Annotated in this window: 19 protein-coding genes; 7 read left to right on the top strand and 12 right to left on the bottom strand. The window is 59.2% G+C overall.

Features of this window, described 5'->3' with window-relative positions:
- Positions 1–5 precede the first annotated feature (5 nt).
- On the top strand, positions 6–992 hold the full coding sequence (locus IEW73_RS01970; RefSeq protein WP_188670163.1) for an SRPBCC family protein: 987 nt from the start codon (positions 6–8) through the stop codon (positions 990–992).
- On the opposite strand, the gene IEW73_RS01965 is transcribed toward IEW73_RS01970, so the two are convergent.
- Both IEW73_RS01965 and IEW73_RS01960 read right to left on the bottom strand, forming a co-directional pair.
- A complete protein-coding gene (locus IEW73_RS01965; protein ID WP_188670161.1) occupies positions 947–1,672 on the bottom strand; it encodes a DUF998 domain-containing protein in 726 nt (241 codons plus the stop codon). The two genes, IEW73_RS01970 and IEW73_RS01965, sit on opposite strands and share 46 nt — an antisense overlap.
- A gap of 53 nt (positions 1,673–1,725) precedes the next feature.
- A complete protein-coding gene (locus IEW73_RS01960) occupies positions 1,726–2,448 on the bottom strand; it encodes a lysophospholipid acyltransferase family protein (RefSeq protein WP_188670159.1) in 723 nt (240 codons plus the stop codon).
- Between the two features lie 218 nt (positions 2,449–2,666).
- On the opposite strand from IEW73_RS01960, the gene IEW73_RS01955 reads away from it, so the two are divergent.
- A complete protein-coding gene (locus IEW73_RS01955) occupies positions 2,667–3,323 on the top strand; it encodes an HAD family hydrolase (protein WP_188670157.1) in 657 nt (218 codons plus the stop codon).
- Between the two features lie 10 nt (positions 3,324–3,333).
- Here IEW73_RS01955 and IEW73_RS01950 read toward each other — a convergent pair whose 3' ends face one another.
- The 6 genes from IEW73_RS01950 to IEW73_RS01925 all read right to left on the bottom strand — a co-directional run bounded on the left by IEW73_RS01950 (position 3,334) and on the right by IEW73_RS01925 (position 9,392).
- A complete protein-coding gene (locus IEW73_RS01950) occupies positions 3,334–4,056 on the bottom strand; it encodes an alpha/beta fold hydrolase (RefSeq protein ID WP_188670155.1) in 723 nt (240 codons plus the stop codon).
- Complete coding sequence (locus tag IEW73_RS01945; protein WP_188670153.1) at positions 4,053–4,481, bottom strand: VOC family protein; 429 nt, start codon at positions 4,479–4,481, stop codon at positions 4,053–4,055. The genes IEW73_RS01950 and IEW73_RS01945 overlap by 4 nt, the downstream gene beginning before the upstream one ends.
- 10 nt (positions 4,482–4,491) lie before the next feature.
- On the bottom strand, positions 4,492–5,865 hold the full coding sequence (locus IEW73_RS01940; protein ID WP_188670151.1) for an NAD(P)/FAD-dependent oxidoreductase: 1,374 nt from the start codon (positions 5,863–5,865) through the stop codon (positions 4,492–4,494).
- A gap of 90 nt (positions 5,866–5,955) precedes the next feature.
- The gene (locus IEW73_RS01935; protein ID WP_188670149.1) at positions 5,956–7,134 is read right to left on the bottom strand and encodes a MarR family transcriptional regulator; all 1,179 of its coding nucleotides are present in this window, start codon (positions 7,132–7,134) and stop codon (positions 5,956–5,958) included.
- Positions 7,131–8,291: an AAA family ATPase gene (locus IEW73_RS01930; RefSeq protein WP_188670147.1), complete on the bottom strand. Its 1,161-nt coding sequence runs from the start codon at positions 8,289–8,291 to the stop codon at positions 7,131–7,133. The genes IEW73_RS01935 and IEW73_RS01930 overlap by 4 nt, the downstream gene beginning before the upstream one ends.
- Positions 8,292–8,624: 333 nt before the next feature.
- Positions 8,625–9,392 (bottom strand): MerR family transcriptional regulator, encoded by a 768-nt coding sequence (locus IEW73_RS01925; protein ID WP_188670145.1) that lies wholly within the window; start codon positions 9,390–9,392, stop codon positions 8,625–8,627.
- Between the two features lie 55 nt (positions 9,393–9,447).
- Here IEW73_RS01925 and IEW73_RS01920 point away from each other — a divergent pair, with 55 nt between their 5' ends.
- Positions 9,448–10,368 carry a HEAT repeat domain-containing protein gene (locus IEW73_RS01920; protein ID WP_206050425.1) on the top strand — a complete coding sequence of 307 codons (921 nt, stop codon included), beginning with the start codon at positions 9,448–9,450 and terminating at the stop codon, positions 10,366–10,368.
- 115 nt (positions 10,369–10,483) lie between these two features.
- On the opposite strand, the gene IEW73_RS01915 is transcribed toward IEW73_RS01920, so the two are convergent.
- Entirely contained in the window at positions 10,484–10,924 is a 441-nt protein-coding gene (locus IEW73_RS01915) for a DoxX family protein (RefSeq protein ID WP_188670143.1), read from the bottom strand.
- A gap of 172 nt (positions 10,925–11,096) precedes the next feature.
- Here IEW73_RS01915 and IEW73_RS01910 point away from each other — a divergent pair, with 172 nt between their 5' ends.
- Entirely contained in the window at positions 11,097–12,713 is a 1,617-nt protein-coding gene (locus IEW73_RS01910) for a glutamate synthase-related protein (protein WP_229675672.1), read from the top strand.
- Positions 12,714–12,717: 4 nt separating this feature from the next.
- Here IEW73_RS01910 and IEW73_RS01905 read toward each other — a convergent pair whose 3' ends face one another.
- Positions 12,718–13,104 (bottom strand): VOC family protein, encoded by a 387-nt coding sequence (locus IEW73_RS01905; RefSeq protein ID WP_188670139.1) that lies wholly within the window; start codon positions 13,102–13,104, stop codon positions 12,718–12,720.
- A 120-nt stretch (positions 13,105–13,224) separates the two neighbouring features.
- Between IEW73_RS01905 and IEW73_RS01900 the strand changes: the two genes are divergently transcribed.
- The 3 genes from IEW73_RS01900 (at position 13,225) to IEW73_RS01890 (ending at position 16,306) form a co-directional block, all read left to right on the top strand.
- Entirely contained in the window at positions 13,225–13,722 is a 498-nt protein-coding gene (locus IEW73_RS01900; RefSeq protein ID WP_188670137.1) for a DUF4442 domain-containing protein, read from the top strand.
- Positions 13,723–13,854: 132 nt separating this feature from the next.
- Positions 13,855–14,913 carry a beta-ketoacyl-ACP synthase III gene (locus IEW73_RS01895; protein ID WP_188670135.1) on the top strand — a complete coding sequence of 353 codons (1,059 nt, stop codon included), beginning with the start codon at positions 13,855–13,857 and terminating at the stop codon, positions 14,911–14,913.
- A gap of 178 nt (positions 14,914–15,091) precedes the next feature.
- A complete protein-coding gene (locus IEW73_RS01890) occupies positions 15,092–16,306 on the top strand; it encodes an MFS transporter (protein WP_229675670.1) in 1,215 nt (404 codons plus the stop codon).
- Positions 16,307–16,351: 45 nt separating this feature from the next.
- Here the strand turns inward: IEW73_RS01890 and IEW73_RS01885 are convergent, their stop codons facing one another.
- Both IEW73_RS01885 and IEW73_RS01880 read right to left on the bottom strand, forming a co-directional pair.
- Positions 16,352–16,777: a hypothetical protein gene (locus tag IEW73_RS01885; protein ID WP_188670131.1), complete on the bottom strand. Its 426-nt coding sequence runs from the start codon at positions 16,775–16,777 to the stop codon at positions 16,352–16,354.
- Between the two features lie 124 nt (positions 16,778–16,901).
- Positions 16,902–17,501, bottom strand: coding sequence for a CHAP domain-containing protein (locus IEW73_RS01880; RefSeq protein WP_188670129.1), 600 nt, complete (start codon positions 17,499–17,501; stop codon positions 16,902–16,904).
- Positions 17,502–17,579 lie beyond the last annotated feature (78 nt).

The raw sequence follows: 17,579 nt of genomic DNA, 5'->3' as shown, positions 1-17,579 counted from the left end.
TCACCATGCCTGTCACGTCCGTAACCCGCGACACCGAAGCTCTCACGTTGACCGTAGTCGCTGAGTTTTCCGCCCCACTACGCCGACTCTGGGACGCCTACCTCGACCCCCGTCAACTTGAACGATTCTGGGGACCCCCCGGCTACCCCGCGACATTTACACGCCACGACGGCTCACCCAACGGAACCAGCGCCTACTACATGACCGGCCCCAACGACGAGCGCTACCACGGTTACTGGAAGTGGGTCGCCGTCACACCGGAAAAATCATTCGAAGTCGTTGATGGATTCGCTAACCCTGACGGCACACCACACGACGAGTTGCCCACCTCCCGCACAGCCTTCACATTCGAAACCGTCGACAACGGATCACGCGTCACCACCGTAACCACCTTCGCGTCCCTTGAAGATCTCGAGAAACTGCTTGAAATGGGCATGGAAGAAGGACTCCAAGAAGCGATGGGACAAATCGATGACGTCCTCGCCGACCTCACATCGTTTGCCCATGACCGAGCCACAGCGAGCCAGATCCTCAACGACACCCAAGTGCGGATCAGTCGCGTCATCCGCGGTTCTGTCGACGACGTATGGCGTGCCCACAACGACGCAGAACTAATCCGCCGTTGGTTGCTTGGCCCTGACGGCTGGACAATGCCCGTCTGCGAACTCGCCACCGAAGTGGGCGACTCCTACCGGTACGAGTGGGCACCAGAAGGCGGCGGCGAAGGCGGCTTCGGCTTCGAAGGCGAACTGCTGGAGAACACTCCCCCTTATCGCGCGGTGACCACCGAACGCATGATCGGCATGGAGGGGGAAGGCACAATCAATGAATTAACACTGACCCCCGTCGAGGGAGGCACGCTGCTATCCCTCGTCATCACTTACCCCACAACTGAATTGCGCGACATCGTCCTCGGCACCGGGATGACCGACGGGATGGAAACCAGCTACCAGCGGCTCGAACGGGAGGTGCTTGCTCCTGCGGGACTTTGACGAACCGCCCCCACAAGGATCACCGCGGCGACCAAAAGCTCCCACGCCTGCACTGTGTACACCGCGCCGCGCTCCCACACTCCGTGGGCGACAAGAATGCTGCTACCTGCGTTTTGACTAAGCATCAACATCGCTAGGCACACCAGGCCCGTCATCCCCAGTGCCACACTGGCGCTGGGGACCCACGGTGGCACAACCCGGCGTAGAACAATGAATCCGCCGGTGATCACCGCGAGGTTTCCGCCCACGATCGCCATCCCGGCACCAATGACGTGCAACACCATGCCGTTGGTGTCAGATGCATCAAGCGCCGCGGGAAATATACCGACCATGGTGATGCCGACGCCGTGTACGACAGCGAACCCAAAATACACCCACCGAAGCCGAGTTGCAGGAAGTGCAGTCACCAACAAATACGCCGCTGCCACGAAGAGGATCCCGTGTCCGACGAAGCCAACATTCATCACGAGCGCAAGCGGTGAGTCGATGTCGCGCCCGCCAGACGTCCCCAGGCCGGGGATGCCAAGATCGCTAATGTAGTTGTGCGAGTAGCTGTACCCAGCAAACGCGGCCGCTGCAATAGCTTCGCTACCCAGGTACCACACTGCGGCGAGCACAAAAAGCACACCCGCCGTGGTGAGCCGAGTATGTCTGCGTTCGCGAACACCGGTTCGAGGCATGCGCTCAGTCTAGGTCGTACACCTACACAACCTGATTGACCACAGTTCTAGACTTACTTATTCTTCTTTCCGCGGGGCGCGTACTCGTCGACGTATTCCTGCCCAGTCAGTGCCTGAATCTCTTTCATGATGTGGTCAGTCAAGGTGCGTTCGGCCTTGGTGTCGCCACTTTCGCCGAACTCGGCAGGATTGATGGGTTTGCCGAACTTCACCGTCACCTGGTGGTGCCCCCAGGTCATCTTGCCCGGAGGGCACACCTTTTCAGTTCCCGTCACACCAACAGGAATGATCGGCACACCAGTGTCTAGAGCTACTCGCGCCACACCCGTTTTGCCTTTGTACAACCGGGAATCAGGTGAACGCGTGCCCTCTGGATATAGGCCAACTAGGCGTCCTTCACGGAGCAGCCTTTTGGCTGTATTTAATGCATTCTCCGCTGCACTAGCGCCAGTTCGGTCAATCGGAACCTGGCCAGTTTGAACAAAGAAGAAACGCTGCAACTTTCCTGAGATTCCAGGAGTCGTGAAGTATTCATTCTTCGCGAGGTAGGAGATCCTCCGCGGCGATGCGAGAGGCGCAAAGAGCCAGTCAGCGATGGAAAGGTGATTGCCCGCGATCACAGCTGGGCCTTCTTTAGGTATGTTCTCGAGGCCGTCGACCTTCGGCCGGTTGTATACCCGCATAAAGGGTCCGATGAGCGCGAACTTCAGCAACCAATAGAACGCTTGGTTGCTTGAGAAGTCGGGGTGTTGGTTGACCGCGTCGCTGTCAGCCATTGTCGTCCCAGTCTCCTTCTTGGCTTCACCAGTAGCGAACCACTGGGGATATCGCACGAGCGCGCCTAGTTGTTGTTGATGCCGCAACAGTGGCCCCGCGATCTGTTTGGGCCATCTGTTTGGACTTAGAGTAGCGCACGTCACGTTCCTCCGTTATATGTGACGACCTGACGCTTTCCCTGGATCGCTTAGTGCGCGTATAGCAGGATGAATTCACTATGCCGCTACTGTTGCTTGATCTCGACAACACCCTGATCGACCGGAATGCCGCATTTCGTTTGTGGGCAAACGAATTCCTGTCCACCATCGGTGCAGCAGGTGACCTTGCTTGGCTCATGGAAGCAGACGCCGATGGTTACACCCCACGTTCGTCGCTGGCACAACAGCTGCGCCGCCGCTATCAACTCAGCTGTTCGGTGCCCGCTCTGGTGGAGGTCTTGCTGATGCAGCACGTCAACTATGTGACGGTGGAAGACGCAGTCCTGGACAACCTTGACGTCGCGCGTGCGCGTGCGCGTGGATGGAAGCTCGTCGTCGTCACCAATGGAACGGTGCGGCAGCAGGAGGCGAAACTCGCGGCCACGGGCCTTGGAGCACATATAGATGAGTGCGTCATCTCCGAGGAAGTGGGGTACGCGAAACCATCCCCATTGATATTCCACGCCGCGGCACAATCCGTGGGCATGCCGTTGCGGGACGGTTGGATGGTGGGTGACCACCCACTCGCCGATATTGGTGGCGCCCACAATATGGGTCTTAACAGCGTGTGGGTCTCACATGGTCGAGCATGGTTTAACCACGAGTTCGTCCCCACCCTCGTCGCTTCGACGGCGGCGGTTGCGATCTCCATGATCCACGCCAAATCCGGGCGTTAATCCCCCGCCCTCACGCGCTTGTTGTGAGCTCCTCAACGATGTTCTCAAGAATGGCAGTGAACTCGTCGGCGTGGGTGATAGGCAAGTAATGTCCGGCCCCACGCACAACGTGCAACCGACCGTCGGCGCTGGCGTTCAGGAAGCGTTTTTCGTGCAGCCTGAAATGATCGTGGCGCCCGTTGATGTACCAGGTTGGGCCGGTGAATTGCGCCGCAGCTGCGAGCGGGTTAAAACCGACAACTTCACGCACAACATCAGGGATTACTTCCGTCGCGATACCACGCTCCACAATGGCCTGCCCGGTTCGTGGTGGAGCGAGACGTTGCATTGCGAACCGACTCACTGCATCACCGCTGTTCGGCAGCCGGGTGAGGGCCTGGTGAGCGCCGAGAAACGGCAAGCCAAGGTATCGATTTGGTGTGGCCGTCGAACCCGTAACTACGAGTCCTGCAAGTTTGTCGGGGAACTGCGCTGCGGCAGCGAGGGCAACATAGCCGCCTAGCGAATGGCCTACGAGCAGCGCGGTACCACCGAGTTCGTCGATGGCGTCCGCAATGATGCCGGTGGCGCCGTCGAGGGTGAATTTATCTCCTCGCCGAAGCCCATGCCCAGGAAGGTCGACAGCCGTGGCTTGGTAACCGCGAGTGTGCAGTAAATCAACTTCGGCAGACCATTCCGCGTGACTAAGCCGGATTCCGTGAACGAAAACGATCGGTAATCGCTTATCGGTCATGTTTTGCTAGGGGAAGCGAGCGACCAACTGTGCCCGAATGGGTCGGTGAGCTTGCCGTACCGGTCGCCCCAAAACTGATCTGCAAGTTCCATATCCACTGTTGCCCCAGCATCGACGGCTTGCTTCCAGGCGGCGTCGACGTCCTGGACGTTGAGGTGAATGGTCACGGGGCTTCCACCGAGAGCTTGTGGTGTGGTGCTCTTCCCGTCGCAGTATTCGGGGTAGTCATCGACCAGCATGATCAATCCGCCGTTGATGGTGATACTCGCGTGCATGAGGCGGTTGCCGTCATCGTCGGGTACTCGAAACACTTCTACAGCACCAAATGCTTTTGTGTAGAACTCAATCGCCTGCGCTGCACCGTGCACAACGAGGTGTGGGGCCACAGGTGGGAGTGGGATTTGAGGGCTGTCTTGATCGGCCATGTCGTGTTCCTTACCGTGCGTCTAGTTCTTTCTGTTTTTCTTCTTCGACTTGTTCCAGTGCCACGCGGGCATTCATCCATTGTTCGGTGACATTAAGTTGGGTTCGCGAGTTGGAGATAAACGTGATCAACCAGTACATGAGTGTGGTGTAGCGATTCTTGAAGCCCACGAGGTAAAAGAGGTGGACACCAAGCCACATGAGCCACCCGATGAGACCACTGACCGGGACTTTTCCACCCATAACTTTGCCGACGGCGTTGTATTTCGATACGACCGCGATACTGCCCTTGTCGAGGTACTTAAAGGGCTTGCGATCAGGTAGGGCTTCACCGTTGAGTTCGGCTTTGACGTCATCCTTAATGCGTTTGGCTACATACGTTCCACTTTGAATTGCGGCGGGCGCGATTCCAGGAACATCGCCGAGGGCCATCATGTCGCCCACAACAAAAACGTTGCGTTGCCCCTCAATTGTCAGGTCAGGATTGACCTTTACTCGCCCAGCGCGGTCTAGCTCGGTGCCAGTCTGATCAGCTAGTTGTTTACCCAATGGGCTCGCAGAAACGCCGGCGGCCCAGATCTTGCAGTATGCGGGGATGCGGTATTGGTTGCCGTCCTTATCTTTGACAACAAATCCGCCTTCATCGATGTCGGTGACGAAAGTGTCAAGCAGCACTTCGACGCCCATTTTTTCGAGCTTCCTCTGCGCTTTATTGCCCAACTTCTTGCCCATCGGTGGGAGAACCTGAGGGGCGGCGTCGAGCAGAATAATGCGCGCTGATGCAGGATCGGCGTTGCGGAACGCGTCAGTCAGGGTGCGTTTAGCTAGTTCGGCGATCTGCCCGGCCATCTCAACACCTGTCGGCCCAGCACCCACGACAACAAAGGTGAGGAGGCGTTTTTGCTCTTCGGGGTCATGCGACAACTCCGCGTGCTCGAACGCCGCAATGATCTTGCCGCGCAACTCTAGCGCGTGGTCAATGGTCTTCATTCCGGGCGCGTACTTGGCGAAATGGTCGTTGCCAAAATACGACTGCTCAGCACCCGCTGCGACGATAAGGCTGTCGTAGGAAGTGACGATGGCGTGGTCTGCTGCTTCAGATGTCACTGTTTGGTTGCGTACGTCAATATCGACGACATCACCCAGAAGCACCCTGGTGTTCTTGTAGCGGCGCAGAATCACACGGTTCGGTACCGCAATTTCACCAACAGACAGGATTCCTGTTGCCACCTGGTACAGCAACGGCTGAAAAAGGTGATGTGTGCTTCGGGCTATGACGGTGACGTCCACGTCCGCGTTCTTGAGTTGCCTGGCGGCAAACATCGAACCGAACCCCGAGCCGACAATAACGACGTGGTGGCGTGCGGTCGTGGTAGAACGCGACATAGTGTGTCCCCTTAGCGTGCAGTGCGGGCGCAGTCGAACATTCGACTCGTGCAACACGCGACGAACGCGCGCCGAGTGTCACGTCTCACCTTAGCGACCTGTCACAGTTGGTTTTTGATTTCTGAACGAATGGGGCAATTGTTCATCATTACCTCGACTGGTGCTTGCCGCGCGGTGGGGTGTTTGCCGCCGAATGTACGTTTCTAGAAGCGGGTCGGTGAGGTGGTAGTAGGTTCGCCGCTGATCTGCTCCAGGCCGCTTGGCGCCCACCACCCAGTTGTGTTCGGTAAGGCGCCGCAACGTGACGGCAGCCGTATTAGCAGTGATGCCTGAGTGTGCGGCGAGTTCCCCGACGGTGAAGGCGTGTGCGTCACCGTTGCCCCGCCCAAGGGTCACGATAACGGCGCGTTCAACATTGGGTAGCTCGCTCAAAATTGCGTGGTACGAAGGCGTGAGCATGTCGAGTGCTTTGTTTATTGTTTCGGCAGGGTCGCTGAGTGTTTCTGGTGTTGCCGTATCTGCGATGAGGTGCCAGACCCTTGCAGCCCCACCGAGTGCTTGGTACACAACATCGATAGCGTCCCGACTTTCGGCGCCGTCAAGATAGGCGGCCAGTGCTGTGTCATTACCTCGTCGACGGAGAAGTTCGGTGCATTCACGCACTGTGAGTTGCCTGGTTCGTTCGATGTCGAAGTTGCCAAACCACGGTTGGGTTCGGGAGCTCACTGCCGGAAACAGTGTGGGCGCACTGGCGAGAACGAGTGTGTCGCTGTGTGTTTCCACGAAACCGCGCAACGCTCGAGTTCCTGCGATTCCGATGCGATCAAACACCGCGTCTAACGATTCGATGACCAGGACAAGTACCCGGCCGTTTAACGCGGTGGTGAGCATTTCTTCCAACGCCGCAGCGTTGTAGTCGGCGCGGCGGAGGACGATGTCGGACGCCACTAGAGGGTCAATCTGAGTAATCGCGTTGACAAGAAAGTCCGTGTAGGAATTGGTTTCCAATGCACCATCACCCAGCCACACCACACTGACCTTGTTCGCAACGGTTCTGCTGGCAGACGCCCGTCCTACGGCAACGGCGAGGGTGTGTGTTTTTCCTGTTCCGCGCGCTCCCGTGATCAAGGTGTGCGCGCGAGTGCCGGACCGTGCGGCGAGACGGATGCGTTCGGCGATTCGTTTGACCAGGCGTCCATCGCCGACAGTCATCTCGTCGAGGTACTCAGTCGGGTGCAGTTCTGGCGAGTAAGCATAGTGGGTTGTCACCGCATGCTCGTTTCCCAGAATGTTTGTACAAGTGAGCTTCGGAAGCTGCTGGCCTTGCCACTTCTGGTGAGGTAGTGATCGCGTTCGAGGTCCTCAATGAGCCGTATGAGCGCACGCCGGTTCTGCGGTTCTGCAATGCCGGTGCCAGGTATTAACCGTGCAAGTTCGTCCACCGTGAGTGATCCCTGATCGGCGTACAGATCGAGGACGGTTTCGATGAGTTCGGCCTGGGCCCTGCCGTAGTACGGGGCGATGCGTTCGCGGTAATGCCGCATGTTCCAGGGGTCGTGTGGGTCCGTCATCGCTTCGTTCACCAGCTCAGGGATCTGTGTTGCCACCACTGGGCCGGTGGCATCGGCGGTGTCGCGGCAAGCCTTGACGAGGTGTTGGATGTAGTACGGCACCGCTTCGGCAGCGTTGACGATAGCGATCGCCACCCCGAGTGGGTCAGGTGTTTCCACTTCTTCGCCGAGCAGCAGGCAGCGTGCGAGGTACACCGCATCGGGTTCGCTGAGAGGCCCAACAGGTTCGGGTGCCACGTCGTTGACGCTTCCGGGTGCAGCATCACTGACGTGATGGAAGCCGATTGAGCCGAGAAGCAGCATCGCGAGCCTGGTGGAGTGCTGCTGTCGGATGCGGCGAAGAGTGACGAGCAATTCCTTTCCCGCACCGGGTTGTTCCCGCTCCATCTCAAGAGCGAGTACCGGAACTTCATCGATGATCAGGATGAGCGGTGGATCCCCTTCGGGTGGGAGCGCGAGGGAAACAAGTTCATCCAGAGTCCGCTCGTCCCCTGATCGCTTCAGTCCCACTGGCCCGGCTTTGAGTGTGAGCTCCCAGCGGTGAAGTTCCTCCCGAACCGCTCCGGCCGGAACTGCGCGACCGAGTGCTCGAGCGAGTTCAGCGACGAACCCGTCGTAATTGACTCGTTCAGCTGAGGTGCGTACAAAACGGCGATCTTGCGCGGCAAGTTGCGCTTCAATGAGTCGGGCAATTGATGTCTTGCCGACTCTGCGATCTCCCGTCAGGAGCACTGTTTGCCGAGTATCTAGCAGGCGGAGGACGCGGCCAACCTGTGCGTCACGGCCGATAATGTCACCCAAGGCGGGGACACTTCCCACGGTGAGCGGGATGGGGCGCAGAAGTGGTGTGTCCATTGCTTAAGTGTAGATGACAGGTCTGTCATGTGACAGGGTTGTTAGGTGACCCATTTGTCAGGTTTATGTTTCGACTGCGCGGATGGGCCCACGCGAGATGAACGAACTGCGCCAAAACAAACCGTATCGACACCCACTGCAGCGTTCACGGGTGGTCAAACGTGTCATAGGTAGATTGTGAAACTTGGCGATACAGAAGGCATTCGACTCAACCTCACCACGAAAGGCGCTTCAGCCCCCACCAACCTGCATCAGTCGATTTTCGTCGAAAATATCGAAGTGGCTGCAAGTTGGGAGACCCAGGCTGGCGGGGAACTCGTCAAATCCCCCGGGTCATCTGCGGTATGCAAGACGCTGCGTGGCGTAGGTACGAATAGCTGCCGCCAGCCATGAGGGAAGGTCGGGATCATAGACCGCGACGGTGCCTCGCTGATGTTCGTCGGTCTCTATCAAATCAGCGAGGGCGTGATAGGCCGCAGGATCGGCGGGCCACATGGCACGGACGGCGTCATAGTGTTCTGCGACGAGGTCGAGCGCTTCGGGCGAGGCGGGGTCGACACCCGACTGGCGCGCTCGGGATAGTCGCCCGTAGAGGTCCTGCGCTTCGGCTGCGGCTCGGTCGTACTGACTTCTGCTCCAATGTGCCGTTCTGTCGGTAGCCGCGCCAAGGGTGTTGGTAGCGGCGTTGCCGAATCGCTCCTGAAGACTGGTGGCAAGTTGTGCGCGCCCCTCGTGCAGTCCTCGGAAGAACTCCTCGTCGGGCAGGCGGTGACGGTCTTCAAGGTCGTCCAGGGTGCGCCGGATTGTGGTGGCGATCCGGTCGAGACGGTCGCGTTCAGCGGTAATAAGCATGAGGTGTCGCCGCAGCGCAGAGGCCTCGTCGTTATCCCCAGCGAGGATGGCTTTGATCTGAGGAAGCGGAACTTCGAGGTCACGCAGCAGCAAGATTCGTTGTAACCGACGTAGCTCTCGCCGACCGTACCAGCGGTAACCATTCGATGAGACCGCAGCCGGTTGCAGCAACTCAGTCTCGTCGTAATGCCGCAGAGTACGGGCCGAGACGCCGGCCATCTTGGCGACCTGGCTGATCGAGTACTGCACGGCCCAAAAGTAGCATCTTGACCTTCTCGCTACGGAAACTTTTAGCCTCAGAGGCATGAGTAACGCACAACACTCCTGCATCAAGGCCAACAGAATGTTCGACGACAACCCCCGCGCGATAGTTTCTGACACCGCCCGAGTCCGCGGCGCGTGGATCGAAGACCGTGCCGTGGGCCCTAACGCTGCAAGACTCGAGACCGATCCGCTCGAGCCCACCGGCAGCGCCGAAGTGGACGATGCCCTCCTCGGCCTCGTTAACGCAGACCGCGACGTTCGTCAGGCCGCGGCACTGACCCTTGGCAAACTGGCTCACCGTGCTGCCACACCGGAACTAGTGGCTCGGCTATGGACCGAACAGGACTTCTTTGTTCGCGAGACGCTTTCCTGGGCGGTCACTCGTGTCGCCGACGCAGCCACGCCACTTTTGTTGAACGCTCTGGCGGGAGCAGACACGTCTGCCCGCGTTCAAGCGCTTCACGTCCTGAGCAAGATCGCGGACCCTGCGACCACGGACGCAATTTTGCCGTTGGCGTCGTCAGACGACCTCGATGTCGCAGCGAAGGCTCGGTGGGCGCTCACTCGCATCGGCGACCCTCGAGCAATCCCTGCCCTCGCGGCCCACCTCGGAGTCGGCGACGACAGTACTCGAAATGGCCTTACCCGCGATCTAGCATCCTTTGGTGAAGCCGCTGTGCCCACTCTTCTCGCGGCGCTGACAAAGGGCGAGCCACACTTGCGCCGCCACGCCGCCGAAGTTCTTTGCCGACTTGGCCCGGACGCAGACTCCACCACCGATGCTCTATCTGAGGCGCTCAATGACAGCGACGACGAGGTTCGCTTATCGGCAGCCATGGCCCTTTTTGACTTCGCCACACCAACATCCCAGATAGCCCTCGCACGCTTAACCGAGTCGGCGGACCCACGCTTACGCGCCATCGCGAACCGAGCGCAGGTGCGCACGACTCACGAGCTATAAGCGCCCCACCGCACCGCGAGCACATTTGGAGATTTCAGTCCCGACTTTGTCTATCGGTACATCGCCGTTCCTGCGTTGACTGTGTCGCAGTTCCTTGCCGGGTCTGAGTGGGTGCTCAATGCTCTTCGCGACGTGGGTTACGAACGAACGGCCGGTACTTCCACGCCTCAGTAGCCCACAACGCCCACACAATAAGTACTGGCTGGAAAAGCAGCCGAACCCCACGAGCGAGATCTGAGTCGAGACCGAAGGCATCGGTTTGGGTGACGAACTGGGATATATTTCCCGGGAAAATTGCTACGAAGAAGGCTGCAACTACCCACCCGACGATCACTCGGAACCGCACAAGCAGGATTAACGCGGCCCCTAGGGCGATCTCGACAACTCCAGAGGCGATGACCACGAAGTCAGCATCAAGCGGTACCCAATCGGGGACTTGAGCGAGAAACTCTGCTCGCGCCCACGTGAGGTGTGCAATGCCAGCGGAGATCAGGAACGCGCCGAGGATCCAGCGGGCGACTGTACGGATTATCGGACTGCGCGCCTCAGGTTTCATATAGTCGAGTATGGGCGATGGCGGTTCCCGTTACTAGGCCGGCGGGACAGCCATTACCAATTGGTTGACGTTTAAACTAGTTAGCGGCCTGTTGAAGATGTCAGCACGCCCCAATCGCACCGGTGCCCGCCGGGGCCCCGGACCGATCCCGCTAGCCGAAGGAACCCCCCACGTGCGAGCCAACAAAGTCGCTCTCATCGACGAACTCACACCATCGCAGCCCGGATACGCGCTCGTCGCCAATGTTGATCTCATCGTGTTACGTCACCCTGAATCTGACGAGGCAACAGTCATGTACGGACGCTGCCAGCACCGCGGCGCACTGCTTTCCGACGGCAAAGTCCACGGTGATCGCCTGTCCTGCAGCCTGCACGGATCCACCTATGACTCACGCACTGGCAAGAATATCCACTTCAAGGGTGCCGACCTTCATAAATTCCACTCCTGGGTCGAGGACGGCGCAGTATGGGTGGACGAAGATGAGATCACCCAGTGGGAGTGCGCGAACCCTCAAAAGTACTCACGCGACTCGTATCAAGGTCTTTACGCCGACTTCAAAGGAACACCCGACGAACCGCACGTCGGCACAATCTCGCACTTGGCATCTCGAGGCCTCTCCCGCACTGGCCACCACGGCCAGATGGAGGCCATGGGTGTCCCCCGGTCGCAACTGCCAAGCTGGGACGACCTCCAGATCATCACCGCCCAACTAGCCACCCCACCGCTGCTCGACGACGACCCGGTCACCACCAGCGTCACGGTTGGCCCCGCAGCGAAACGTCCCCTCGAGCTCGCGATCCCACTGATGGTGTCTGACATGAGTTACGGCGCATTGTCAGAAGAGTCCAAGATTGCGCTCGCGCGAGGCGCCGAACTCGCAGGTACAGGTATCTGTTCCGGCGAAGGCGGCGTATTGCCTGAAGAACAGGCCTCCAACAGCCGCTACTTCTACGAACTCGCATCCGCCCAGTTCGGTTTCTCCATGGATATCGTTGCCGCTAGCCGAGCGTTCCACTTCAAGCTTGGACAAGCCGCAAAGACCGGCACCGGAGGGCACCTGCCCGGCAACAAAGTGCGCGGCAGGATCGCTGAAGTTCGTGGCCTCACCCCCGGCGAATCCGCTGTATCGCCATCTCGGTTCCTCAACATGACCACACCCGCAGACTTTCGCGAATTCGCCGACGAAGTGCGTGAAAACACCGGCGGAATCCCCATCGGCGTCAAACTGTCCGCCCAGCACATCGAACGCGACATTGACGCAGCTCTTGCAATCGGCGTGGACTACATCATTCTCGACGGCCGCGGCGGCGGAACTGGTGCCGCACCCACATTGTTCCGCGACAACATCTCAGTCCCAACCATCCCCGCACTCGCTCGGGCACGCCGCCACCTCGACACTTCCGCTGCTCGTGACGTCACTTTGATCATCACCGGCGGACTTCGCGTGCCCGCCGATTTTGTCAAAGCCCTCGCCCTTGGTGCCGATGTCGTGGCTGTCTCCAACTCGGCCATGCAGGCAATCGGGTGCCTCGGTATGCGGGCCTGCCACACCAACAAGTGTCCAGTCGGAATCGCCACCCAGGACGAAAAACTGCGCAAACGCCTCCCTGTCGATGAAGCGGCAGAGCGTCTCGGACGATTCTTCGATTCCTCCGTGGACTTGATGAAGATCATGGCGCGCGCATGCGGACACGACAGCCTGTCAGGGTTCAGCCACAACGACCTCGTTACATGGAAACGGGATATGTCGGAGTTGTCCGGCGTGAATTTCGGCGGCGTGTCACTGTAATTTCCTATTCGCTCATCATGGCGCGCATTTCATCGCTTGGTTCAATGATTTGCACGTAGTTTCCATCGGGGTCGATGGCGGTGCCGAACCAACTGCCTTCGCGGTTTTCGAGCGGGGACAGCCATCGGGCGCCATTGTCGGTGAGCCGTTGTGCGATTGTCGGCGCGTTTTCGACCTCGATGTTGAAGATGATGCGGCCTGGTTCGGGGGCGGTATCGCTGACGTCGTCGCGGCTGTCGAACATCAGATAGAAGCCACCGAAGGTTATGACGTGGTAGCCGCCGTCGGGGGTGGCTTCCGGTGCAATACCAAACGAGGCGGCGTAAAAGTCACGCAACCGTTCGGGGTTGGTGCTCGACAGTAGGGCGCTATTGATTGTGGGAATACTCATGCCGGTACTGACTCGCGCAGGAGTGAAAACTCATCGCGGGTCATGTTAGTCGGGCCACACTTAGTTTTATGCATTCCGTCATAGTGGATATTGTGTGAGGAAATGATTCAAAGGAGAACCATGAAATTCACACCACGAACCCTCAAACTCGGCATGCGCGCCTGGCCGCCATTTCTCGGCGCTGGCATTAGCGTTCGCCACATCGCCGACGACTGGTCGCGAGCGGAAGTAACCCTCCGCGTGAACTCACTGACCCGCAACGCCCTCGGTACCGCCTTCGGCGGATCACTGTCATCCATGACCGACCCCTTCTACGTACTGCTCCTCATGCCACAACTCGGCGAGGACTACTACGTATGGGACGCTTCAGCGGAAATAGATTTCGTCAAACGAGGGCGAGGCAAACTCACCGCCGTTATGCACGTGCCCGCCTCGACGGTGGAAGACATTCGCGCCCGCGCCGCCTCCGGCGATCGCACCCTCACCTGGTTCGAGTGCGACATCACCGACGAATCAGGTGACGTCGTTGCCCATGTTCGCCGCCAGGTTTACGTCCGCCTTCAACCCCATGCCCGCAAATCCAACGCCGAGACCGCGATGTCGGTTATCTCACATTAACTAAAAAGCGATGCGCGATGTGGCTGGTATTTGCCCTGAATAGCACAAACGAGCCTGTCATGACGGCTTCAATGCGCGAGATGCCGCGTTAAGGTAAGAGTGCTGACCACAAGGCAATAAGGAGCGGATCCAATGGTGACAATCGCGTCCAAGACTGGGACACCCAACGTATCGATGCTGGGCATCGGTGCGTACCGACCCCAACGACTGGTCAGCAACGACGAAGTGTGCGAGGTTCTCGACTCGTCAGACGAGTGGATCTTCGAACGCAGCGGCATCCGCAACCGCCGATGGATTAGTGGCGACGAGTCCGCCCGCAGCATGGCTGTAGCAGCAGCTGATCGGGCAATCCGCAACAGCGGAATCGACAAGTCAAAAATCGGCCTCATCCTGCTCGCCACAAGTAGCTGGCGCACAGTTATCCCGCACGGCGCCCCCGCAGTTGCCTACGACCTCGGCATCAACGGCATCCCCGCATTCGATCTGCACTCGGGTTGCGGCGGCTTCGGGTACGGCCTAGCAGTAGCCTCCGACCTGATTCGCGCAGGTGCCGCCGAATACGTACTCCTCATCGGCGTAGAAACCATGTCGGTCGTGTTGGACCCACACGACCGCAGCACCGCATTCATCTTCGGTGACGGCGCCGGTGCCGTAATAATCGGCCCAAGCGAAGAAAATGGCATCTCCCCCACTGTGTGGGGCAGCGACGGTGAAAACTCCGACGCCATCACCCAGAACTTTGACGTGCCTGCCTACATGGACCGCGCCCAAGAACTCCAAGGCAAGGACCCGGACGATGAAGAAGTCGGCCGCATGGTCGTGACCATGGAAGGGCCACGCGTGTTCCGGTGGGCTGCCATCACCTTGCCGAAGGCGCTCTCCAACGTGTTGACCGAATCAGGTGTCTCCATCGACGACATTGAGGTGTTCGTCCCCCACCAGGCCAACGCGCGAATCAACGAACTAATGAAGAAGAACCTCGGACTCGCCGACCACGTCCCCGTCGCCAACGACATTGAGAACACTGGCAATACTTCCGCCGCCTCAATTCCCTTGGCGATTGAAGAAATGCTGGTCACCGGCAAGGCGAAGAGTGGGCAAATCGCACTCCTGTTGGGCTTCGGCGCTGGACTCAGCTACGCGGGCCAGGTCGTGCGCCTACCACCCGCACCGACAGAAACAAGCTTCTAGTCCCCTCAACATTTAGCGGCCTCTTCCGTTTCCGGGAGGGGCCGCTAAACTTTGAAGTATGCATTGGCGACATTGATACCTGCGTAGAGGTCGTTGCGCGGCACAAGTTCGGGGTCCCCCACCGGATCGGCATCCCCGAACCCCTTGTCCGCACAACCAGAAGACCTCCATGTTCACCATGCCGATCAAGTCCCGCTCAAGGGAAGTCCGCAGGCTTTCGTGGCCGCTATACGCCTACTCGCTGAGCTCTGAGTTCGTCCTGCTCTACCCGTTTTATGCGATCTTTTTCGCCGACTCGGGTTTATCCGTCGCGCAGATTACGTCGCTCTTCGCGATCTGGTCACTCGCGTCAGTACTCCTAGAGGTCCCCTCGGGAGTGCTAGCAGACATCGTGCCCCGCCGTTACCTCCTCGCGGCAGCCCCCTTATTCGCAGGAACCGCATTCTCCCTGTGGCTACTGTTCCCGCACTATTGGGCGTTCGCCCTCGGCTTTATCCTCTGGGGCGCCGGGGGAACCCTCTCCTCCGGTGCACTCGAAGCGCTCGTTTTCACCGAACTAGACCACCGGGGTGCAGCCCCGCAATACGCAACCGTCATGGGCATCGCCCGAACCTATGAGGTCTGCGCAGTAGGACTGTCCACCATTGTTGCCATCCCAGTGATGACCCTCGGGGGTTACGTGGCCGTGGGAGTAGGCAGCGTGCTCGCGTGTGTAGTGTGCTCCGCAATCGGCCTACTGTTGCCCGAACTACGGTTACCCGCGCCTCGTGATGACCACGAGGTTAGGACCGTAATGCGCGCTGGGATGCGAGAGGTCTTTCGAAGCAAAGCCGTACTCGCCGCTGTCGCCTTGGCCGCAATCATCCCGGCCATTTGGGAGAACCTCGAAGAATATGTGCCACTGCTAGCATCCGAGCATGGAGTAAACACCGAAGCGATCCCCTGGGTTGTGCTTACCGTGTGGGTGGGCGTTGCCGGTGGTGGCCTGTTCTCCGGACCTGCGGCGAGACTATCGTCGAGACAGTTCAGCGCACTACTAGCAGTCGCCGCGTCCTTGATGGCGGTGGGAGCCCTCGCCGGTGGGCCTGCCGGGTGGATCGCGCTCGGCGTTGCATTCGGGGCGTTGCAGGCGGCTGGCGTCGCCGCAGATGCACGGTTGCAGCACCGAATCAGCGGGGAATCGCGGGCAACAGTGACATCCGCCGCAGGCGTCGGCGCCGAAGTGATGACACTCGTGGTGCTACTGAGCTACCTCGGGGTCTTTACCGTCTCGTCCCACTCGGTAGCTTTCGCGGCGCTCGCTGTGCCATACGTTTTGGTTTCTCTTGCACTAGTGATGGGCTCGTCCGCTCGCTCCCGGTTGTGTGCACAAACTAGCGGCTCAGCACCATAAATATTGCTAGTTTGTGCACACTTCTGTGGAGCTTGCTTGCGCGGCTCACTTTTTTCCGCGCGGCGGTCCTTCATCACGGGTGTGTGTTGAGCGTGGCGTGTTAGGCGAACCCGGCCGGTTACGCGCCGAATCTGGATCGAGTTCAGCGGCGCGCTCAAATTCCTTATTCAATTTCGCGCGTTCGGTGGTCGCTTCAGTGCGCTGCTCGGTCGCGCGATGCTGCATCATTTCGGCCTCCGCGGCCTGCGCTTCAGCGCGCGCTTTTGTCTCGCGTGCCCGAGCGGCAGCGGCTTCCGCCTCAGCTTCTTGCTCAGCGACCTCGTGTTGGTGGGCCACGGCCTTGTGTCGTAGTTCTTCCGCCCTGCGATGCCGTCGATCGGTTCGACTTCGCAAAGCCACGCCGATGATCGCAGCGATTGCGAGCACCGCAACAACAATAATGACGATGGTAACGATCGTTGTGGTGTCCATTAATGGTTCCTCACGCTCGCATGATGTTGCACGGTCCGCTTGTCGTCGCTGCGCATCGCGCCTTACTCCATCTGGTTACCCGTAAGGACGGCCGTTTACACCTAGGGCGTCAGACTTTGCCTCGTCACAGCACCCCATAACCAACAATTCCTGAGTGGCTTGTACGGACGTTTCGTGCAGCAACTTCGCCGCGAAGGAACTCGTTGCCGCCGACAGTCGTCAAAACGCCATCGTCGTTGCGCACAACGATGCTCGTGTGTTGGGTGAACTTGCTCCTCGGTGCGTACAGGATAACGTCGCCAACTTTCGGCTCGTACCCTGACTCACGCGATTCGAATCGTCCGTCAGCGCGGTAGTACTCCTCGAGCGTGTACACACCGGGTATTCGCCACCAGCCGGAATTCGGATTCTCCAGAGGCATTTCGGCTTCCCGCATCACCCAGCTGACGAAGTTGGCGCACCATGCTTCGTCTGAGCCTTCCGAATATTTTTCTCCCGGCGGATTTTCCGCGAATTCTCGGCGCAGCACCTCGATCACTGCGGCCTGCCGGTCGTCAAGCTCGGCAGTCTCAACGGCGGGGAATTCGCGGGGGCCAACCATGTTCCACAAGTCGAAATAGGCAACCACAGCCCAGGCCAGCCCTACGATGACGACGAGCGATGCCGCCAGAGCGGGGATGCGGCGGGAGGCTCTGTTTGCTTGGTCTTTCGGCGTCGTCCGCACTCTCGCGAGTCTAGCGGGATATGGGTTCGTCGGTTGTGTGCACAAACTCGCGGAATTGCGGCGAATACACCGCGAGTT

The sequence above is a fragment of the Hoyosella rhizosphaerae genome (assembly GCF_014643175.1).
Classification (GTDB): domain Bacteria; phylum Actinomycetota; class Actinomycetes; order Mycobacteriales; family Mycobacteriaceae; genus Lolliginicoccus; species Lolliginicoccus rhizosphaerae.
Note: the sequence above shows the minus strand (reverse complement) of the source record. Positions and strands in the feature narration are given on the sequence as shown.

Bases quoted from the DNA above. Each gene is read 5' to 3' on its own strand.
- IEW73_RS01900 (WP_188670137.1), top strand. From the start codon at position 13,225: ATGAAATTCACACCACGAACCCTCAAACTCGGCATGCGCGCCTGGCCG.
- IEW73_RS01965 (WP_188670161.1), bottom strand. From the start codon at position 1,672: ATGCCTCGAACCGGTGTTCGCGAACGCAGACATACTCGGCTCACCACG.
- IEW73_RS01970 (WP_188670163.1), top strand. From the start codon at position 6: ATGCCTGTCACGTCCGTAACCCGCGACACCGAAGCTCTCACGTTGACC.
- IEW73_RS01890 (WP_229675670.1), top strand. From the start codon at position 15,092: ATGCCGATCAAGTCCCGCTCAAGGGAAGTCCGCAGGCTTTCGTGGCCG.
- IEW73_RS01955 (WP_188670157.1), top strand. From the start codon at position 2,667: ATGCCGCTACTGTTGCTTGATCTCGACAACACCCTGATCGACCGGAAT.
- IEW73_RS01920 (WP_206050425.1), top strand. From the start codon at position 9,448: ATGAGTAACGCACAACACTCCTGCATCAAGGCCAACAGAATGTTCGAC.
- IEW73_RS01930 (WP_188670147.1), bottom strand. From the start codon at position 8,291: ATGGACACACCACTTCTGCGCCCCATCCCGCTCACCGTGGGAAGTGTC.
- IEW73_RS01895 (WP_188670135.1), top strand. From the start codon at position 13,855: ATGGTGACAATCGCGTCCAAGACTGGGACACCCAACGTATCGATGCTG.
- IEW73_RS01885 (WP_188670131.1), bottom strand. From the start codon at position 16,777: ATGGACACCACAACGATCGTTACCATCGTCATTATTGTTGTTGCGGTG.
- IEW73_RS01950 (WP_188670155.1), bottom strand. From the start codon at position 4,056: ATGACCGATAAGCGATTACCGATCGTTTTCGTTCACGGAATCCGGCTT.
- IEW73_RS01945 (WP_188670153.1), bottom strand. From the start codon at position 4,481: ATGGCCGATCAAGACAGCCCTCAAATCCCACTCCCACCTGTGGCCCCA.
- IEW73_RS01915 (WP_188670143.1), bottom strand. From the start codon at position 10,924: ATGAAACCTGAGGCGCGCAGTCCGATAATCCGTACAGTCGCCCGCTGG.
- IEW73_RS01940 (WP_188670151.1), bottom strand. From the start codon at position 5,865: ATGTCGCGTTCTACCACGACCGCACGCCACCACGTCGTTATTGTCGGC.
- IEW73_RS01960 (WP_188670159.1), bottom strand. From the start codon at position 2,448: ATGGCTGACAGCGACGCGGTCAACCAACACCCCGACTTCTCAAGCAAC.
- IEW73_RS01905 (WP_188670139.1), bottom strand. From the start codon at position 13,104: ATGAGTATTCCCACAATCAATAGCGCCCTACTGTCGAGCACCAACCCC.